The 18710-nt window shown below is 46.4% G+C and carries 21 protein-coding genes; 8 read left to right on the top strand and 13 right to left on the bottom strand.

All coding sequences use genetic code 11. The features are described 5' to 3' along the window. Positions 1 to 28: 28 nt before the first annotated feature. Entirely contained in the window at positions 29 to 1003 is a 975-nt protein-coding gene (locus tag ACIFQM_RS08375) for a bile acid:sodium symporter family protein (RefSeq protein WP_430038429.1), read from the top strand. A 62-nt stretch (positions 1004 to 1065) separates the two neighbouring features. Here the strand turns inward: ACIFQM_RS08375 and ACIFQM_RS08370 are convergent, their stop codons facing one another. The 5 genes from ACIFQM_RS08370 to ACIFQM_RS08350 are packed head-to-tail and all read right to left on the bottom strand — an operon-like array spanning position 1066 to position 5379. Then, positions 1066 to 2394 (bottom strand): ABC transporter permease, encoded by a 1329-nt coding sequence (locus tag ACIFQM_RS08370; RefSeq protein ID WP_430038431.1) that lies wholly within the window; start codon positions 2392 to 2394, stop codon positions 1066 to 1068. Continuing rightward, positions 2387 to 3289: an ABC transporter ATP-binding protein gene (locus ACIFQM_RS08365; protein WP_430038433.1), complete on the bottom strand. Its 903-nt coding sequence runs from the start codon at positions 3287 to 3289 to the stop codon at positions 2387 to 2389. The genes ACIFQM_RS08370 and ACIFQM_RS08365 overlap by 8 nt, the downstream gene beginning before the upstream one ends. A gap of 19 nt (positions 3290 to 3308) precedes the next feature. Beyond that, the gene (locus ACIFQM_RS08360; protein ID WP_430038480.1) at positions 3309 to 4193 is read right to left on the bottom strand and encodes an ABC transporter ATP-binding protein; all 885 of its coding nucleotides are present in this window, start codon (positions 4191 to 4193) and stop codon (positions 3309 to 3311) included. A 26-nt stretch (positions 4194 to 4219) separates the two neighbouring features. Further along, entirely contained in the window at positions 4220 to 4621 is a 402-nt protein-coding gene (locus ACIFQM_RS08355; protein ID WP_430038435.1) for a GntR family transcriptional regulator, read from the bottom strand. 38 nt (positions 4622 to 4659) lie between these two features. Next, positions 4660 to 5379: a hypothetical protein gene (locus tag ACIFQM_RS08350; RefSeq protein ID WP_430065254.1), complete on the bottom strand. Its 720-nt coding sequence runs from the start codon at positions 5377 to 5379 to the stop codon at positions 4660 to 4662. Positions 5380 to 5700: 321 nt separating this feature from the next. On the opposite strand from ACIFQM_RS08350, the gene ACIFQM_RS08345 reads away from it, so the two are divergent. Further along, positions 5701 to 6960 carry a DUF438 domain-containing protein gene (locus tag ACIFQM_RS08345; protein WP_430038439.1) on the top strand — a complete coding sequence of 420 codons (1260 nt, stop codon included), beginning with the start codon at positions 5701 to 5703 and terminating at the stop codon, positions 6958 to 6960. Positions 6961 to 7079: 119 nt separating this feature from the next. Here ACIFQM_RS08345 and ACIFQM_RS08340 read toward each other — a convergent pair whose 3' ends face one another. Beyond that, a complete protein-coding gene (locus ACIFQM_RS08340; protein ID WP_430038482.1) occupies positions 7080 to 7589 on the bottom strand; it encodes an N-acetyltransferase family protein in 510 nt (169 codons plus the stop codon). Positions 7590 to 7734: 145 nt separating this feature from the next. Between ACIFQM_RS08340 and ACIFQM_RS08335 the strand changes: the two genes are divergently transcribed. After that, positions 7735 to 9021, top strand: coding sequence for a hypothetical protein (locus ACIFQM_RS08335; protein ID WP_430038441.1), 1287 nt, complete (start codon positions 7735 to 7737; stop codon positions 9019 to 9021). 72 nt (positions 9022 to 9093) lie between these two features. On the opposite strand, the gene map is transcribed toward ACIFQM_RS08335, so the two are convergent. Together map and ACIFQM_RS08325 are read right to left on the bottom strand one after the other, a co-directional pair. Continuing rightward, complete coding sequence (map, locus tag ACIFQM_RS08330; RefSeq protein ID WP_430038443.1) at positions 9094 to 9846, bottom strand: type I methionyl aminopeptidase; 753 nt, start codon at positions 9844 to 9846, stop codon at positions 9094 to 9096. A gap of 139 nt (positions 9847 to 9985) precedes the next feature. Continuing rightward, the gene (locus ACIFQM_RS08325) at positions 9986 to 10174 is read right to left on the bottom strand and encodes a hypothetical protein (RefSeq protein ID WP_007428354.1); all 189 of its coding nucleotides are present in this window, start codon (positions 10172 to 10174) and stop codon (positions 9986 to 9988) included. A gap of 423 nt (positions 10175 to 10597) precedes the next feature. Between ACIFQM_RS08325 and ACIFQM_RS08320 the strand changes: the two genes are divergently transcribed. Together ACIFQM_RS08320 and ACIFQM_RS08315 are read left to right on the top strand one after the other, a co-directional pair. Next, a complete protein-coding gene (locus tag ACIFQM_RS08320; RefSeq protein WP_430038484.1) occupies positions 10598 to 11767 on the top strand; it encodes an MGDG synthase family glycosyltransferase in 1170 nt (389 codons plus the stop codon). 30 nt (positions 11768 to 11797) lie between these two features. Then, complete coding sequence (locus ACIFQM_RS08315) at positions 11798 to 12079, top strand: transposase (protein ID WP_430038445.1); 282 nt, start codon at positions 11798 to 11800, stop codon at positions 12077 to 12079. Between the two features lie 391 nt (positions 12080 to 12470). On the opposite strand, the gene ACIFQM_RS08310 is transcribed toward ACIFQM_RS08315, so the two are convergent. From ACIFQM_RS08310 to ACIFQM_RS08300, 3 genes are all read right to left on the bottom strand, one after another. After that, positions 12471 to 12869: a universal stress protein gene (locus ACIFQM_RS08310; protein WP_430038447.1), complete on the bottom strand. Its 399-nt coding sequence runs from the start codon at positions 12867 to 12869 to the stop codon at positions 12471 to 12473. A 2-nt stretch (positions 12870 to 12871) separates the two neighbouring features. Next, positions 12872 to 14107: a CynX/NimT family MFS transporter gene (locus tag ACIFQM_RS08305; protein WP_430038449.1), complete on the bottom strand. Its 1236-nt coding sequence runs from the start codon at positions 14105 to 14107 to the stop codon at positions 12872 to 12874. Positions 14108 to 14327: 220 nt separating this feature from the next. Next, complete coding sequence (locus ACIFQM_RS08300; protein ID WP_134914818.1) at positions 14328 to 14894, bottom strand: helix-turn-helix domain-containing protein; 567 nt, start codon at positions 14892 to 14894, stop codon at positions 14328 to 14330. 186 nt (positions 14895 to 15080) lie between these two features. Here ACIFQM_RS08300 and ACIFQM_RS08295 point away from each other — a divergent pair, with 186 nt between their 5' ends. Together ACIFQM_RS08295 and ACIFQM_RS08290 are read left to right on the top strand one after the other, a co-directional pair. Continuing rightward, positions 15081 to 15419, top strand: coding sequence for a DUF4870 domain-containing protein (locus tag ACIFQM_RS08295; protein ID WP_430038451.1), 339 nt, complete (start codon positions 15081 to 15083; stop codon positions 15417 to 15419). 694 nt (positions 15420 to 16113) lie between these two features. Beyond that, a complete protein-coding gene (locus tag ACIFQM_RS08290; protein WP_430046640.1) occupies positions 16114 to 16521 on the top strand; it encodes a hypothetical protein in 408 nt (135 codons plus the stop codon). Positions 16522 to 16607: 86 nt separating this feature from the next. Here ACIFQM_RS08290 and ACIFQM_RS08285 read toward each other — a convergent pair whose 3' ends face one another. Both ACIFQM_RS08285 and ACIFQM_RS08280 read right to left on the bottom strand, forming a co-directional pair. Continuing rightward, complete coding sequence (locus ACIFQM_RS08285; RefSeq protein ID WP_430038457.1) at positions 16608 to 17537, bottom strand: sigma-70 family RNA polymerase sigma factor; 930 nt, start codon at positions 17535 to 17537, stop codon at positions 16608 to 16610. 19 nt (positions 17538 to 17556) lie between these two features. Continuing rightward, positions 17557 to 18000: a carboxymuconolactone decarboxylase family protein gene (locus ACIFQM_RS08280; protein ID WP_430038459.1), complete on the bottom strand. Its 444-nt coding sequence runs from the start codon at positions 17998 to 18000 to the stop codon at positions 17557 to 17559. Positions 18001 to 18151: 151 nt separating this feature from the next. Here ACIFQM_RS08280 and mscL point away from each other — a divergent pair, with 151 nt between their 5' ends. Beyond that, positions 18152 to 18646: a large conductance mechanosensitive channel protein MscL gene (mscL, locus tag ACIFQM_RS08275; protein WP_430038461.1), complete on the top strand. Its 495-nt coding sequence runs from the start codon at positions 18152 to 18154 to the stop codon at positions 18644 to 18646. The last annotated feature ends 64 nt before the right edge of the window (positions 18647 to 18710 follow it).

Below are 18710 nucleotides of genomic sequence, written 5' to 3'. Positions count from 1 at the left end.
TACTTAAGGTTAAAAAAGGAAGTTTTGTATGCTCCGAACGTTGAATCGAAGACTAAATGCAGCTATGCCGCTAATCACGCCCACCAGCATACTCATTGGCGTCCTGATCGGTACGTCGTTGACGGAATACACCGAATTCTCTCCCTGGCTGTTTGCCTTCATGACCTTCGCAGGCAGCATCAGCATGGGTTTCAAGGATTTTGTCCATGTGATAAAGCATCCCGGTCCGCTGATCGCCTGTCTGTTTATTCTTCACCTGGCCATGCCGCTTCTCGCCATGATGCTGGGACATCTGGCTTTTGGCGACGATCCATATACGATTACCGGGCTTATTCTTGGCGCGGCTATTCCTACGGGCATTTCCAGCTTCGTGTGGGTCAACATCTACAAAGGCAATACGGCGCTGACATTGGCTATTATTCTGATCGATACGATTTTGGCTCCATTCGCCGTGCCTGGCATGATGTCCCTGTTGGTCGGAGCGGATGTGCAGCTTGACACCTGGGCGATGATGCAGAGCCTATTTTGGATGATTGTCGTTCCCTCGCTCATCGGCATGGTGCTGAACGAATGGACCAAAGGGAAGATCAAGCAGGTGTGGGGACCTCGGCTGGGTCCGTTCTCCAAGCTGGCCATGGCTCTTGTCGTGATGATTAACGGATCTGTAATCGCGCCTTATCTGGTCGATTTTAATCTTAAGCTTGTCGGAGTATGCCTATCCATAATCGTCCTTGCTTCCACCGGATATGGGATTGGTTATCTGATCTCAGGGCTGATGCGGTGGAACAATGCGGACCGTACGGCGCTTGTCTTTAACGGCGGCATGCGCAATATCAGCGCGGGAGCAGTACTTGCCATCACCTACTTCCCGGCCCCGGTAGCGCTGCCTGTTGTGCTCGGGATGATTTTCCAGCAATCCACGGCGTCTCTGGTCGGATTTCTGCTGAGTCGTCGCGACCGCGGAAAGACCAAGGAGAAGCACCACACAACCTCTGTTTCTTAGGCGAAGGAGAGTAGCGACGAGTGTGAGCATGTATTACAGGCACACACAAATCAAATTCAATCCTATATCTTATACGCCTTCATCGCCTTACGCAGCTCTTTGAACGAAGGACGCTTGCCGTACATTAAGACGCCAGTACGGTAGATCTTGGCGGCCAGCCAACCGAAGAACAAGATGGAGGCGACCAGAATGGCAAGTGACAGCCAGATTTCCAGCAGGCTCGCCCGCTCCAGACCAATCCGCAGCAGCATGACGGTCGGCGAAAAAAACGGAATATACCCGGCGACCTTGACGAACATCGTGTCAGGTGCGGCGATATTGAAGATACCGATATAAAAGGCTGCCAGTGACAACATGGTAATCGGCATGACCGCCTGCCCCAATTCTTCGGTACGGCTGACAATGGAGCCGACAGCAGCGAACAATACCGCGTACAGGAAGTAACCGAGGATGTAGAAAACCAGACCATATCCAAGCACTGTGGTATTCAACTGCGACAGATCCAGCCCGGCCGAACTGAGGATAACGCTGTTATGCGGCAGCATGAGGTTGGCGCACACCACAGCGGCAAAAACAGCAATTTGCAGCAGACCCACCAGAAAGATACCAATGATTTTCCCAAACATCTGGGTCAACGGCGATACACTCGTGATGAGAATTTCCATGATACGCGAGCTTTTTTCTGAAGTCACTTCTGAAGCAATCATATTGCCTGTCATCATCGACGAGGTGAAGAACAAAATCATGAGTACATAGACCAAGCCGTAGTTAATCATCGAAGCTTCTTTGTCCTCTGTTCCGGCAGCACGACCTGCCTCAGACGGACTGTTCACTTCTCGGCTGTCCACGGTTACAGGCGTGCTTATTTCACGAACCTGTTCACGGGTCAATGCATTTCCGCCAATCATGGCCTTGACCTTTGCCTCCTGAAGTCCAGTTTGCAGCAGTGTGATTACAGCCGGGGACGGCGCTTTTTCAATAGATACATACTCTACCTTGGGAATAGCTTCTCCCTTTGCGGCAGGCTGCGCTAACTCCACATAGCCTTGCAGCTCCCCATCTTTCAAGGCTTGCTTCATTGCTGGAGCTTGTGCGTTGTCATAACGCACCCAGGTAGCTACCGGGTTAGACTGAGCCTTCGTAAATTGCTCCAGCTGATCCGCGATCTCAGTCCGGCTTCCGGCGATCAGTCCCAGACGATGATGCTCAGCAGCAGATTTACCGGAACCCCCTGCGCCACCCGTCCCTTCTCCTTTAAACAAAGAAATCAGATACGGCAGATTCATGCCAATGGTAATGAGCAATGCCAGCACCAGCGTCGTAATGACAAAGGATTTGGTTCTCGCCTTCTGGCGAAACGTAAAACCGATAACCGTACCCAGTCTATTCATGAGAATCACCCACCTCTCGTATGAAAATTTCATTCAGCGTAGGCTCTTTAATTTCAAAATGCTCTACATCCGTTTGCTCCAGCGCCGTCTGTAAAATGAACTTGGCCGCATCCGGCTGTTCAATATGCAGCATCCAACCCCGGTCCATTCGCTCTACACGGCGCACGCCAGGCAGTTGTTCCAGCCCGTTCACTTCGCCAGTCGTGATGAGACGAACCTTTTCACGCGGGTAGCGGCCTTTAATCTCTCGCACATTTCCCTGCACAACGGTGTTTGAACGATGCAAAATCGTAATATGGCGGCACAGCTCCTCCACATGCTCCATACGGTGGGTTGAGAATAAAATTGCAGCCCCGTCGTCCCGCAGCTCCTTTACCGTATCCTTCAGCAGCTCGACGTTCACAGGGTCAAGTCCGCTGAATGCCTCATCCAAAATGAGCAGCGTCGGGCGATGCACAACGGCTGCAATAAAGCCCATTTTCTGCTGATTACCCTTGGATAGCTCCTCTATCCGCTTATTGTAATATTCAGGCACGCCGAAGCGTTCCAGCCAATAGCGCAAACTTTTGTCCGCCTCCTTAGCCGACATTCCACGTAGCCTGCCTAAATAGTTAACTTGCTCGCTCACCTTTACCTTGGGATACAACCCTCGTTCCTCAGGCAAATAACCCATCGTCCGTTGAAGCTCCTTGCTATATGGCTTGCCCTCATATTGAATGCTTCCGCCATCAGGGTAAATCAGGCCGAGCACCATGCGCATCGTTGTCGTTTTGCCAGCCCCATTACCACCCAGCAATCCGTAAATCTCCCCGCCGTTCACATCCAGCGAAATGCCATTAACCGCCGTGTGGTTGCCATATTGCTTCACTACCTGCTCCAATTGCAGCATACTCATGAATCCCCAGCCCCTTCTTCTACTCCAAAATCTCTTCGCCATCTGCTAATTGTCCCGCAGACCAATGCCATAAAATATCATCCAGCTCCAGACTCCGTATACGAATCGGGCGAATACCCGCTTGGTCCAATATGACGCTAGCTTCTCCGGCTGCCAACGTTATAATTCGCTGCAATCCGCCATCACTCTCTGTCTCTATAACTCCTGGCAGCTCCGATGCTTCCTCTGGCGTCCCCTCAAACCACATTTCCTTGCTATTTTCGAGCAGGTGATCCTTTTCCAGCTTACCGAGCAGCCGTCCTTCATGCATCAGGACAATATAATCGGCCAGGCGCTTGATCTCGTCCATAATGTGAGTCGCGATAATGACCGTCGTTTTACCATTTTTCATACAATCTCGCAGTTCCTCCAGCATAATCTTCCATGCAAAAGGGTCCAATCCCGATGAAGGCTCGTCCAGCAGCAGCAAACGGGGATGCGGCGCCAAGGCGGCAGCCAGTTCAAACTTGCGGCGCTCTCCCTTGGACATACGCGATAATCTCGTGTGTTGCGGGATCTGAAAGCGTTCCAGCAACCGCTGGAAACGCGTTTCGTCCCAGCCCGGATACCATAATGCCCGAAAAGCCGCTGCTGCTTCTGCTGTAAGTCTGTCCTCCTCAAGATTCGGCTGCTCTGGCACATACCCGACCCACTGCCGCGTATCTATGGGCATACCGTCCGGGTACGCCTGACCGAACCAGCGAATTTCACCGGAATCCGGGTGGATAAGCTGAGTCAGCAGATGAATCAATGTACTTTTCCCTGATCCGTTATGTCCAGCCAAAGCGACCACATAGCCCGGTTCAATCGTCAAATTAATCGGCCCGATCTCCCGGTTTCCCCGTTTTTTATAGACTTGGCTCATCTCTATGATTGGTGTTTCCACGGGCATCACTCCTTCGCTTGGACTTCATACGTTCTCTTCACCATGTCTGCGAAAAGCTCCATCAATTCCTGTTCCGTCATCTGTACCGCCACGCCTGTAGCTATCGCCGTCTCCAGTGCTTCGGTCACCGCTTTAAGGCGGTAGCCTGAGCGCATATCTTCCTCGACCAGAGCTACGAAGGTTCCCGTTCCCTGCCGGGTACGAAGCAAGCCTTCGTTTTCCAAATCCTGATAGACCCGCCGGACGGTAATCACGCTGCAATGGAGCGTCCCCGCAAACTCACGTATGGAGGGAAGCAGCGTTCCCGCTGCAATCTGTCCGGTCACGATGAGTGAACGAAGCTGCTTTTCAATCTGCGCATACAGCGGTTCCGCGCTATTCTCATCAATTTGCACCGGTATGTTCACCTGCTTCTCCCCCCTTATTGATCTTTATATACACGCTGCTAAGCCAGATCGCGCTTCATGAGCCTGAGCAGTGTCATCCGATAGGACATGAACATGCCGATAACCCCTGCTGCCAGCACTCCCCACATCAGCGGAGATAATAGCTGCCACTCCTTGCTGAAATATGCCGTCGTCGATACCAGATTCACCCCGTATATTCGAACTGCAATCGCAATGATTCCGCAAACCAGCATGATCACAAGCGATAGCCAAAAATAGCCCTTTCCATTTTTAAGAAACTCCAAATGAATATAAATGGCCTGAATCAGCATCCCGTAACCGACCCAAGTGAGCGCAAACGATACAAAAAAGCCTGTGCCAGCATATACCCGAAGCGTACCTGACAACGTAAACAAAAGGATAAAAAATAGCACGCTATTCACGATAAACGCCAAAACCGCCTGTTGAATTCGGCTCATAATCACCGCACTCACTGGTATGGGCAATATGCGGAGAAAAGCCAACATGTGCGTATAGGAATCCTCCTGTAAATATTTGAATGTACGTCGGTTATAATTGAATCCGAGAAACGGAATCAGCACCAGCATGACAAAATCCGCTGCCGGATTCAAGACTCCACTCTCACCCAACTGCATACTTACAACAAAGCTCATGGTAAACCCCAGGTACGTAATAAACAGTAACATCCACAGGATTACATAAGGATTATTGCGAAAATCCTGACGGGTCATCATCCATGCCTGCTTCATGATTGTCATTTTCTTATCCAGGTCCCTTCTGCACTACCCGTAACGACGTCTCTCCCTCACATGACTTCTGAGGTGCCGTCACAGTATCAAGTGTTATTACTGTATATATCTTTATACACAGTATATAAACTAAGAATCACACCTGTCAACACTATGACCGTACATTTCTCCAATTAAGTTAGCCCAAAGGTGCCCATTCGCTCGTACAGTCCACTCCGCCAAATTGTGCGTACAATCACAAAAGCCCGCAAATACCTATGCTACCCTATAACTGATAAACATTCTCATTCAAGGCGATAAACGCATTCAAACATAAAGGAGCGAACCATCATGAGCGAGCTGATCAATAACCGCGAACACACAGCGAAGGAACTCACAGAACGCCAGCAAATATTAAAGGAAATTATGAAGGAGCTGCATGACGGGAAAAGCGTAGATGAAGTCAAAGCGCGCTTTGCAGTGGCAGTTGGAGGGGTGAGTGTGGCAGAAATTTCAGCCATGGAGCATGCCCTGATGACCGAGGAAGGAATCCCCGTGTCGGAGGTGCAGCGTCTCTGTTCCGTCCACACGTCGATATTCAAAGGCTCGATTGAGGATATTCACCGTCCTTCCGGACCGGAGGAACAGCCGGGACATCCCGTTCATACCTTCAAGCTGGAAAATCGGGAGATTGAACGGCTGGTCAACTTCCAGCTCGCACTGCACGCAGATCAATTTCAAAAGGATGATAGTCCCAAAATCATTTACAAGCTGCTGGAGGATTTAAGTCTGCTGCTGGATCTTGATAAGCACTATAGCCGTAAAGAAAATTTGGTCTTTCCTTATTTAGAACGCTATGGAATTTTCGGCCCAACCAAGGTAATGTGGGGTGTAGACGATAGTATTCGTAACGCCATCAAGGAAGCCAAGAAACTGCTCACTCAATATGATGGGAACAAAGAACTCATTGGGCAGACACTCACCCATATCATGACCGAAGTGAACGAAATGATATTCAAGGAAGAGAATATTCTTCTGCCGATGGCGCTGGGTAAGCTGACAGAGGATGAGTGGCTGAAAATAGCCCATGAGAGCGCAGAAATCGGATTCTGCCTGACCGCTCCCGAGCGGGAATGGATACCTGAGCGGGCAGAGGAGCCTGTGGAAATGGATGAGCAACAGGAAGGAACATCAGGAACTCCCCAAGGCTTTGTGCGATTCGAGACAGGGATTGTGTCTGTGCAACAATTGGAGCTGCTGTTAAATCATCTGCCCGTCGATCTGACATTTATAGACGAGCACGATGTCGTTCGTTATTTCTCCCATGGTAAAGAACGGGTCTTCGCCCGTACGAAGGCCGTCATTGGACGTACCGTGCAGAATTGCCACCCGCCGCAAAGCGTGCATGTCGTCGAGAAGCTGCTGGAGGATTTTAAGGCTGGCCGCAAGGATGCTGAAGATTTTTGGATACCGATTAAGGATAAATTTGTCTATATCCGCTATTTTGCCATCCGTGATGCAGAAGACCGCTATGTGGGAACGCTGGAATTCACACAAAATATCGCGCCCATTCGCGCCCTGGAAGGACAGAAACGGATTTTATCCGAGTAATCAATATCCACTACAAAAAGATTGCTCGCTGGATTCCTGTCGCCTCCAGCTAACATCATCAAAGGAGTCTTCCTCCACATTACATGTAGAGAAAGACTTCTTTCCATTTTCACAGTCCGCTATGTATTTTCCCACCCGTAAGCCACCATATTCAAGTTTTTTCCACCCATTTTTATAAGATGCTGCTCTACTACAAGCTTGGCTCCCAGTTGTTTATAAAAATAGCAAGCCGGATTATCTGCTAGCACCCAGACGATGGCAGAATGAATGTTCATACTGCTTAAATGTTGAAAAAGATGCATGAATAATTGCTTCCCCAATCCTAGACTATGGTATTCTTTTAACACATAAATAGCCGTTATCTCTCCCTCATACGGGGGATATTCACCTGACTTTTCCGGCCCTCCACTCACAAATCCGATGATTTCCCCCTTCTCATTTTCAACCAAATACACCTGATGATCGTCTTCACTGGATATATTTGATTTCCACAGCTCTGTTCTTTGCTCGTAGGAAAGCCGTTCCAGAACTTCAGCGGGTATGATATTTTTGTAGGTGGTTCTCCAGCAATCCACATGCACCTTGGCAATCCCTTCCGTATCTGATATCGTCGCTTCTCTGATCATCATTTTGACTCCACTTCCATTTCCAATATTATGCTCTCTATTATACCGACGAGCCCATTCTTGATCTATAATAAGAATTACCATTGTTTAAGGAAGTTCCATGCAACGGCATTCCCTTTACTCATCATTCATTACTGGAGGATTTGACTTGAATAAAATTATTTCATTCTACGTTCCACTTGGCATCTCATCATTGATTGCCGCGCTGACCCATGTCATCGTCAATGCTGTGCTCGCACGCTCGGAGCATCCCTCGTTCACATTGAGCAGCTATGCGGTGGCAGTCAGCCTGTGCCTGCTGCTGGAAACCCCGTTAACCGCCGTTCGACAGATGACCACGAAATTCGGATATGACCGCCAATCTGTTCGCTCCATCGGTATTTTATGTGCGTGTGTAGCGGCGGCTGTACTGGTCATCGGCTGGAGTATTGGTCTTACACCTGCTGGTAATCTGATTTTTCACTATGTATTTGGCGTATCTCCGGCCTTGATCGAACCCACCAAAGGTGTGTTTCAGGTGCTTACTCTGCTATACATATTAGTAGCCGTCCGCAACATCTATCAGGGGCTTATCATTAACAAGCACCGGACGGCCTGGATGACGTTCAGCTCATCTATTCGTATTGTCACGATGCTAATCGCATCCTGGTTTCTAATTCGGGCCGGCTGGACAAATGACGGGCGAATTGGCGCTGCCATTTTTATTGCAGGTATCTTCATTGAACTGGTCATTACCTTTTTGGAAGGTCGCGTTTTGAAAAGAAAGCTGCCACCTGACAACGGCGAGCAAACCATCCACCGTGCAAGGCATCTGCTTCCTTTTTATCTCCCCTTGCTGTATTCGGCGCTGGTGCTAGTTGTTCTGAATCCGTCCATACAAGCTGCGCTGAACAATACAACCGATCCATTATTGGCCGTAGCCTCCTTCTCCGTGGCTCTGCAAATCCTGAATCTGTTCGTCTGGTTTTGCAGCTCCCTGCATCAGATCGTCATTCAATTCTATACGAGCAAGCGTCGGGAGGTGCTGATATTTTTGAGCGTTCTGTCCGGCCTGTCGCCGTTATTATTGCTGCTGTTGTCCTTTGAATTTGCAGGTGACCCTATTTTGCAGAATGTGTTGGGACTGGAAGGGGAGCTGCTGGTAGAAACGAGAGGCTTGCTTCGCATACTTTCAATCTATGTAGCATTTTATCCATGGGTAGAATATTTCATCGGACGGTCGATATTGATCGGCAATACCAAACCTATTTTCATCGGCAGATTGTTCTCCGTTTCCTTTGCGATTCTCGCGCTCATTCTATGCATCTCCTTTTTTCCGGGGCTGGATGGACAGGTGGCAGGAATCGTTATGGCCGTTTCCTCACCCGTCGAGTTAGGTATCTATCTGTGGCTTTACCGGAAAATCTCTTTGAACACGATGAACGTGTCCTCCTGAAATAAAAAACCTGCCAAGAGAGTCCCCCGCACATGCCAGGTCAAATGGGACTCCCTATGGCTGTACCGATCCTTATGCGGTCAAAATGTACGGGCCGTTCTTCGTGATCGCAATCGTGTGCTCATATTGTGCGCCCCAACTGCCGTCCGCCGAGGTGATGGTCCATCCATCATCCTCCCACAATACAGCCCCCTCCGTTCCGAGGGTAAATACCGGCTCGATGGTAATCACCATCCCTTCGCGCAGCGGTAACCCCGTTCCGGCACGACCATAGTGCAAAACATCTGGCGGCTCGTGCATCTGACGACCAATACCGTGCCCGATCAAGGGCTTCACGATGCCGTACCGTCGCCATCCCGTGGTTTTTTCCACTGCGTGCCCGATGTCCCCCAGCGTCCTGCCTGGACGGGCAACCTCAATTCCGCGTACCAGTGCCTTATGCGTTTGCCGTAGCAGCCTCGCTACCGGGCGACTGACGTTACCTACTGCATAGGTCCAGCCCCGGTCAGCCAGCCAGCCGTCCTTATTGACGACGATGTCGATGGTCACAATATCCCCATCATGAAGCACCCGCTCCGAGGGAAAGCCGTGGCATACCACCTCGTTGACCGAAGCGCAGGTGGCATAAGGAAAGCCCTTATAGCCTTTTTGCTCAGGCGTGGCTCCCCGCTTGCTCAAAAATTGCTCTACCCACGCATCAATTTCCAGCGTGGTCATTCCCGGAAGGATACGACTCTCCAACGCACGATGGCAATCGGCCAAAATACGTCCAGCCTCCCTCATATAGCCGATTTCCTCTCGTGTCCGTATGGCTATCTCCTCCATTGGAATCCGCCTCCTTTAGGCATACAAATTCACTAAACCTATCCCATTGTATGCAGGGCGGACACAAAAAAACCGTCTCCTCTGTGGATAGACGGTTTATAAAAGTCGTATTCCTATGTTTTGCGGGTCATCGAACCCTTTAAGATACTGAAGAATTTATGCGACCGAGTTCGTTTTCCACCACCATGGTCAACTCTTCCTCATACCCTCCTGTAATCCGGTATTTTCGCACATATTCCTTTACAAATTTTTTGGGATCCTTAGGCCGGAAAATTCGAGTCATTTCCCGCAGACTTTCCTTAACTTCATTGTGACCTTTCGTTGCCATGTTACTCCCTCCCAAAACGTTGAAAATAAGTGCTCCGTTGAAGAGAATGCCGAAAAGTATTGATGTCCTTATGCAGTGAAGTAGTATGTCTTAATGCAGCTTAGGTCGGGAATGCCTTATGCAAGGCATGTACCTGACACTATTATTAACCGAATTTCTATTGGCTGAATCACTTCCCCATTATAACATATTCAGGTACAGCTTTCAGCTTTCCAGAAATTTTACATCTAATTTACCCAAATTTTACGCTACACATCATATTGGGGGTTGCCATCTTGGCTGTTACAGGAGGGTATACCCTATTTATCGGCTTTTGCGGCGTATGTGTTTGGGGTAAAATAAATAAACATACAATTAAGAATGGATGCGAACGTTCCTGAAATGAGCTACATGTGCTTATTGAATAATAGGGGGCTAGACATGATGGAAGCCGCAGCACCAAAAATTTTAATATTGTATGCCAGCTACGGAGAAGGCCATGTGCAAGCCGCACGAGCTATTATGGACAGCTTGCGGAGGCTCGGTCGCTGCGAGGTTCAGTTACTCGACCTGATGGCTGAATCCCATCCCTGGTTGAACAATTTAACAAAATTTGTCTATATGCAAAGCTTCAAAACCATTCCCGGGCTTTACGGTTGGGTCTATAACATAACCCGTGAAATGCAGGCAAAATCAGCCTTTGGCAGTGTGCTGCATTCCTTTGGGATGCGCCAGCTTGCGCTCACTCTGGAAAAGGAGAAGCCTGACCTTGTCATACATACGTTCCCTCAGCTCGCTCTCCCGGCGTTACGCCGCAAATTGGGGATGAAGCTGCCCATTGTGAACGTGGTTACGGATTTTGATCTGCACGGACGCTGGCTGCATCCCGATATCGACCGCTACTATGTGGCAACCGAGGATATACAGCAGGAAGCCGCACAGCGAGGAATCTCTCTCGAACGGATTGTCGCCACAGGGATTCCGATTCATGCTTCGTTTTATAAAAGGTTTGCCGAAGAAACTGATCCAGAAGATGCTGATGTGGTTGAGGATTACTCAATCCCTCCGTCAGATCCGGGAACTACAACACTGCTTATCATGGCAGGTGCCTATGGCGTGATGTCCGGTATATTGGACATCTGTTGGCAATTGAGTCGTCTCCCGCAACTTCGGCTACTGATCGTTTGCGGACGTAATCCGCAGCTAAAAGCCGAGTTGGATGCGCTGTATGCAGATCACCCCGATATCTGCATCTTCGGATTCATCGACTATGTACCCACACTCATGCGCGCAAGCGATATGGTCATTACCAAGCCCGGCGGCATCACACTCTCGGAAAGCATAGCCTCTGGATTACCCATTCTTGTGTTCAAGCCTGTACCCGGTCAGGAGCTGAATAACGCCCTGTATCTGGAGCAAAAAGGAGCCGCTCGCATTGCCCGTAATACGCAAGAGCTGATTCACCATTGCGTCGACCTGCTCTCCAATCCCTCTCTCGCTATAGGAATGAAACAGTCCATTGAGCAGCTGCGCAAACCGCATCCCGCAGACCGGATTGCCGAGGATATTTTACACCAGCTTGTGGATAAAACCCCTTTCATACGGACAAATTAACATGGAATAAGTCAGACGGAGGGGATACCAATGGAACGCAAAGGAAAGGATTTGCTCCCGCTAACGGGTGAGAAGGTAGAAGTAGACGGTATTTATGTCGATGAGGACGGACATGAGCAGCATTTACATCGGGGACAGCATTTTCCCGCCGATGTTGTTCTAGGCGATTCCGAGTGGAAAATGACCGAATATGCCTTTGACAATCATCATGACGGACGTACCGATGAACGACTTGTCCCCAAAGAGGATGACGAGGATAAAAAGGGTAAAATTACACACCCACGCCGTCGTTTACAACGCGGAGATCGTTAACATGGGAAAGTAAGTATCTGAATGAAATATCCACAGATAAGTATATCTTGTTGATATATTGTGCACAAACTGTGCATAAAGCGTGGATATATCCTATGTTGTCTACAACTTGTGCACAAATTGTGTATAACAACTGTTTGTTTTGTGGATAAATATTATGAATCAGTGGATAAATTGCGTACAACATGTGCAAAAATTGTGGATAACGTTAAAAAGGGCTGAGCGAAACCTATTCGTTCGGCCTTTTTCGTGTTCTCTATTTAAACCAAAGCAGCCGTCCTGATTTTAGCAAAGCCTGATGACACTTGTTCATCAGGCTTTGTTTCTACTAAGAAACATACTTTTGTTATTGTAGAAAGAAAATAAAGTATTAGACTGGGCAACTTGATAGCTATGAAACCTTGTGGCTGACACTTCCAAGCATCATTTCTTTTATGCCACTTAGCCCACGGCTTCCAATAATAATGAGTTGCTGCTCGGAATCTCTTGCATAATTTAATATTTCATGTGCAGGATCTCCCTTAAGATGAAGTGTTTCCGGGTTAATCCCCGCAGATTCTAATTTGGATTTGGCTTGTTGCAACTGTTCCAAACTCGCTTTCTCCATTTCATTCAATATTTCTTCCAAGAAATTCCCTGGTAAATAAGTCATGCCATTCGATACATATTCCTGGCTGACATTAACCAAGGTAACTTGAGTTTGTTTGTTTCGAGCTATTTCAACGGTTGCATCGAGGAGTTTGTTCGTTATTTCAGCCTTATCAATTGCCACAATAATTTTGTCAAACATATTTATCGTCCTTTCCGTGGCAGCTCGTAACTATTTCGGCTACCTACAAAACGGTTTCTTGCTGCTCCTATACCGACTAAAAAGAGTAAGACCGAAGCGCCAAGCAGAATGAAAAGTGGCAGATTCCAACTATTTGTCGCATCATGCAGAAATCCTATAAGGGCAGGACCGATTGCGGCAAGAAGATATCCGATCGATTGCGCCATGCCAGACAGTTCCGCTGCTTGATGCGCATTTTTAGTACGTAAACCGAAAAACATCATGGACAAACTAAAGGCGCAGCCTCCACCAATTCCGAGTATTATAATCCACAACAGAATGATATTGGAGCTTCCGTATAGAAGTCCGAGCGTTCCCGTCAAAAGCAAAATGATTGTGATGACCACTAACAAACGTTGGCTAGACATGCGCCCAGCAATAACGGGGACAATAAAGGTAAATGGAAGCAGAGCTAACTGCATTATCGAAAGGTACCATCCTGATTGGTTTGAGTCAATTCCTTGCTGCTTTAAAATTTCAGGCAACCATGCGATCAACACATAGAAAACCATGGACTGTATACCCATAAACAAGGTTACTTGCCAGGCAAGAGGGGATCGCCAAACATTCACATCGTTGCTGGCCATTTGTTGACTCGTCGTGGTTGTTTGCTTCGTTTGATTTCTTAATTGGGGTAACCAACAGAGAATCGATACAAAGCTTAGAATCCCCCATATTCCCAATGCTCCCTGCCATTTTAGACCTGCGTTCATGGCTAGTGGTACACTGATTCCCGATGCGATTGCTCCAAATAAACTCATTGAAATTGAGTAAACACCTATCATGGAGCCTATTTTATTTGGGAAATCCCTTTTGATTAAACTTGGCAATAATACATTACATACGGCAATTGCGAATCCAAGAATTGCTGTCCCTATATACAGATTAGCTGCGCCAGATAAAGAACGTATTACAATGCCCACAGTCAGAAAGGTTAGGGCAATCAAAATGATACGTTCAATCCCATACCTTCGTCCTAATTTTGGTACTAGAGGCGATAATAAAGCAAAGGCAAGCAAAGGTAGCGTTGTTATCAGGCCTGCTAATGTATTTGAAATACGAACGTCATCCCTTATGAGACTCACTAAAGGACCGACTGAGGTTAAGGGAGCACGTAAATTAGCTGCAATAACAATAATGCCGAGAATTATCAGTCCTATAGAGGATGGTACGGCTTTTATATTTTGTTTGTTCGACATTCTTCATTTCTCCTTACTGAATTCATACGTAAAATTTGTTTCCTGCTGATTGAAAAACTATGAAATAACATCCGCGCGAACAATAAAAGTATATTATATTATATCATTTTTATCAATAAGTATTTTATAACACACCTGAACTCATCTAAAAACAAAAATACAACTCTGAATTCCCGTCATGGAATTCGGAGTTGTATTTAATAAGTGGAATTTTCGACTTTTAGAAACCATATTTTAAGGATATATGGAGCACTGTTTCGCTATTCGTATGATTGGTATAAGAGTGAGGAAAATCTGCACGAAAACTGATCGTATCATATTGATTCAATGTGTAAATCTCTCCATTGACTTGAATTTCAATGGAACCAGTCATTACTGTCGCAATTTCAGTTGTATTCACATGATGACCTTCAGGGTGATACGAGCTATTCGGCTGTAAGTAAGCCCGACACATTTCAATATCGTTGCTTGCGTTTTTAAAGACTGGTTCAATGATCCAATTTTTTTGATCATTAGAAAACCGCAGTCCTTCGCCTGCTCGATACAAACTAACAGGGTCTTCTGATTTCAACAAAGCCAATAGCGGTAAAGATATGCCTTTTGAAATTTTCCATATAATCGCCAAAGTTGGATTTGTATCGCCACGTTCGATATTCCCCAGAGTAAGTTTGCTTACACCCGTTAATTCCGCTAAGTCGTCTAAGCTCATGTTTTTTTCTTTTCTGTACTTTTTCAAGACACCGCCGATTTGTAATACAATTTGTTTTGATTCATCGATTTCATCCATTTGATATTCACCTCAACAAAAAACAATTATAGCTAGTATACTGTTTATCTAGACTCTTTTCCATAATACACATGCTCGGCTTGAACTTTTTCTGCCGCAGGTTGGCATAACCTTAATTCCTGTCCTCATACCCTGTATAGTACGAAGCTTGTGTATGAAAAACTTATAAAGGGGGATTCGCCTTACATGTCAGTCTACAAGTCTTCCACAGGAATGGATGAAAATATTGCGGCTGTCCTGTGCTACCTGTTCGCCTTCATTGGTGCGCTGGCCTTCGTGTTGCTGGAAAAGAAAAGTCGGTTCGTTCTGTTTCACGCGCTGCAATCCATTTTTCTGTTCGTAGCCCTTATGATCGGGCATGTGCTCGCAGGACTCATTCCACTACTCGGCCCTCTACTCGCTTCCCTGCTGACGCTGGCAGGCATCGTCTTATGGATCATCCTGATCATTCATGCTGGGCAAGGCAAGTGGCTCAAGCTTCCTTGGGTGGGCGATCTGGCCCTCCATCAAGCTCGGCAGTTGTGAAAGGAACCAATTAATACCTTTTACATTTTTTTGCATAACCCCTCTGTCACACGACCACGTAAAAACACAAACAGCCGTGTCTCGAATAAGTCCAGATTTCGGCTGTTTCATTTAAAAACAGCTATTAAATAGCTCCGGACAAGCTAATTCATTCAACCAGCCCCTGAACCATAACCAAGACTTCTTGACATTCCACTCTTTGTTTTATAATTTTTTTTTTAATTTCCATACTTTTTAAAACATTGTTAATTGCAGCTTCTTTGCTCCCATTGTTAAAGTAATATAATGCTAATTGATAGCAGAGATCTGAGCATCTACTCAAGGAACTATAGAAACACAGGGGCTAAAGAAGAAGGCCCTTGTCTATGCACTTAGACATGGAGGTAAAGCACTCGATGATCTTTTGGACTTTTTAGGCGTAAGCTCAAAAGAAGCCAAATATGTCCTTCAACATGCTGATAAAATTGCAGACTTTTTGGAGGCTACAACTAATCAACTTGAACAAAGGCTTCTCGATTTTTTAATATTCGAGTGTGGAATTCCACAAGGGTTTGCCAGAGTTATAATTTACGCAATTTCTGGTTTTGTTCTGTAATCTAAGTTAAAATAATGATGTTCGTTCTTTATCTACGGCTCAAATCCATTAAAGAATAGGTGATATCTCCTGAATAATACAGATGAGATGATTCAATTATTGAAATATCAAATAAAATTAATGAAAATGTTTATGGATGGGGATACATATCCCTATTTTATGTATTTACTTGATCATGATATTCATGAAGAACAATCTAGCATAATAAATGACATTCTAATTATTTTCAATCATAGAATGAAGTCAGATTTAAGAGAATATATTAATGAAAACAGCGAGATGATCAATAAATTAACGAGCAAGCTCAAACATTTTAATATCTCTGAAGAAAGTTTATTTTCAGAAAATCCACCCACTTTTAACGAATTAAAGGAATATACAGATCGAATTATGCCTGAACATGTTAACGCAAAGTACCTGCTAATCAGTCTTGAAAGACAATCCATGTTTAAAGACCTATCCACATTCTTACTTATTGATGCAGAAGATCATTGTTCCACTAATTAGCAAAAGGATCTGCCATTATTTAGCGGGCAGATCCTTTTTATTGAATTATAATAGCCACAGACACATAGCTTGTCGCCTTTTTCAGCTCATACACGAATATGCCCCAGCTTGTCCGGATTGATCATCAAGTAAAAATCCTGAATATGCTCCCCGTCCGGTGCCAGACTGATGCATAAGACCTCCCTCACTGTACCTTCTTTCAAGAATACGAGCTGTACCTCACCATTGATGACGGTGCGCACCAGCTCTCTCTCCCGTAATACGGTTAATACACGACGAGAGGTTAACAGAGCGAGGACGCCCTTGCGTACAACCATCGGTCGCATCACCGTATGCACGTTGCCTCCGCCATCTGCCACAAATGCGGGCTGTTCAGCCAGTAGCTCCAGCATAGCGCTAACATCGTAGGCGAGAAAGGCGGCTGTAAAACGTTCCAGCACCTTTATTCTGGAAGGGTTCATCGTACTGCTGCTAACCGAATCGGCATGGGCAGATTCCTCGGAAGCGAGAATACGGCGGGAGCGACTGAACAGTTGACGACAATTACTCTCTGTCTTTCCCAGTAATTCCGCGATCTCTTTATAGTCATATTGAAAAGCTTCCCTGAGCACAAAAACAGCCCGTTCCATCGGCTTGAGCTGCTCCAGCAGAACCAGAAAAGCGTAAGATATCATATCTTTACGCTCCAACCAATCCGCTGGAAGATCTGCGCTCTCACCAAGCGGCTCCGGCAGCCACTGTCCAACATACGTCTCCCTTTGCTTACGGGCAGAGTTCAGAAGATTCAGACACCGATTCATCGTCATTTTGGCTACGTAGGCTTTGGGATTCTGTAAGTCATCCAGGGGCTTTTTCTTCAACTCGACAAAGCAGTCTTGAACTACATCCTCGGCATCCGTCACTGTCCCAAGCATTCGATAAGCAATGGCAAAAGAATATTTACGATATCTTTGATATAGCTCCTCCAGACTTAAATCCGCCGATTTTTGTTCAATTCCGTGTTCTTTGCCAGTCACAGTATGGCCCCCTGTTCGATTAAAGACTACCCGGATACATTCCCGTTGCAATAGCAATCCGGTTCCAACTGTTAATGACGTTAACAGCCATGATTACGTCCATATATTCTTCCTCGGTAAAATGTTCTCTGACCCGATTATACAAATCCGTAGGTACCCCTTGTTCAGAAATTCGGGCAACCGCTTCAGCTAATTCAAGCATAGCACGTTCTTTTTCCGTGAACAAAGGAACTTCCCGCCATAGGGCCAACTGCAAAATGTGATCACCATAGTCCCCCAGTTTCAGTAGATCCTTGGCATGCATGTCCAAACAATAAGAACACCCGTTGATCTGGGATACTCTGATTTTCAGCAGCTCGTACAGCACCTTGTCTGTAAAACGTCCGGAAATATATTTTTCCATCTCCATCATAGTCTTAAACGTACTTGGACTCACTGCTCTGTAATTCAATCTTAAACTCACGATACATCGCCTCCATCATTGGTTTACACTTAGAAGACAAATGAACCTGTGGATTTGTGACAAAGTGCAATTAAAAAATCTGGAATTGCCCTCAGCTAGCATAGCATGTATTATAAGTAAATGATTTTATGTAAAGAAGGTGAACACTCATATGAGCGGAAAAGGTTTTATTAAGGAGTTTAAGGAATTTGCTGTACGGGGGAACGTGATTGATCTCGCGGTCGGTGTTATCATCGGTGGAGCGTTTGGTAAGATTGTCACTTCTGTAGTAAATGATGTTATTATGCCTCCGATTGGTAAGCTTCTGGGCGGCATGAATTTTCCAGACCTATATGTTGCTTTAAGAACTGCCGAGCCTTTGAATGCTGACGGTACACGCATGACTCTGGCACAAGCCAAAGATGCAGGGATCGCCGTTCTTGCTTACGGTCAGTTTATTAACGTCCTGCTTGACTTTATGATCGTGGCCTTCTGCGTGTTCCTGCTGGTCAAAGGGATCAACATGCTGAAGCGTAAAGAGGAAGAAAAACCTCCTCAAGAAAAAACGACCAAGGAGTGTCCACACTGCCTGTCGGAAATTCCCAAGGCTGCAACCCGCTGCGCACATTGCACCTCCAAGCTGGAAGGTTACGTAGAAGCACACTAACTGGTTTCAGCCGGGAAACGTCGGTCAAGAACCACTCATATAACTACAAAAAGCGGCTTAGACG

The sequence above is a fragment of the Paenibacillus sp. NRS-1782 genome, from assembly GCF_050467685.1.
Lineage (GTDB): Bacteria > Bacillota > Bacilli > Paenibacillales > Paenibacillaceae > Paenibacillus > Paenibacillus terrae_A.
This window is presented reverse-complemented; position numbering and strand designations above follow the sequence as displayed.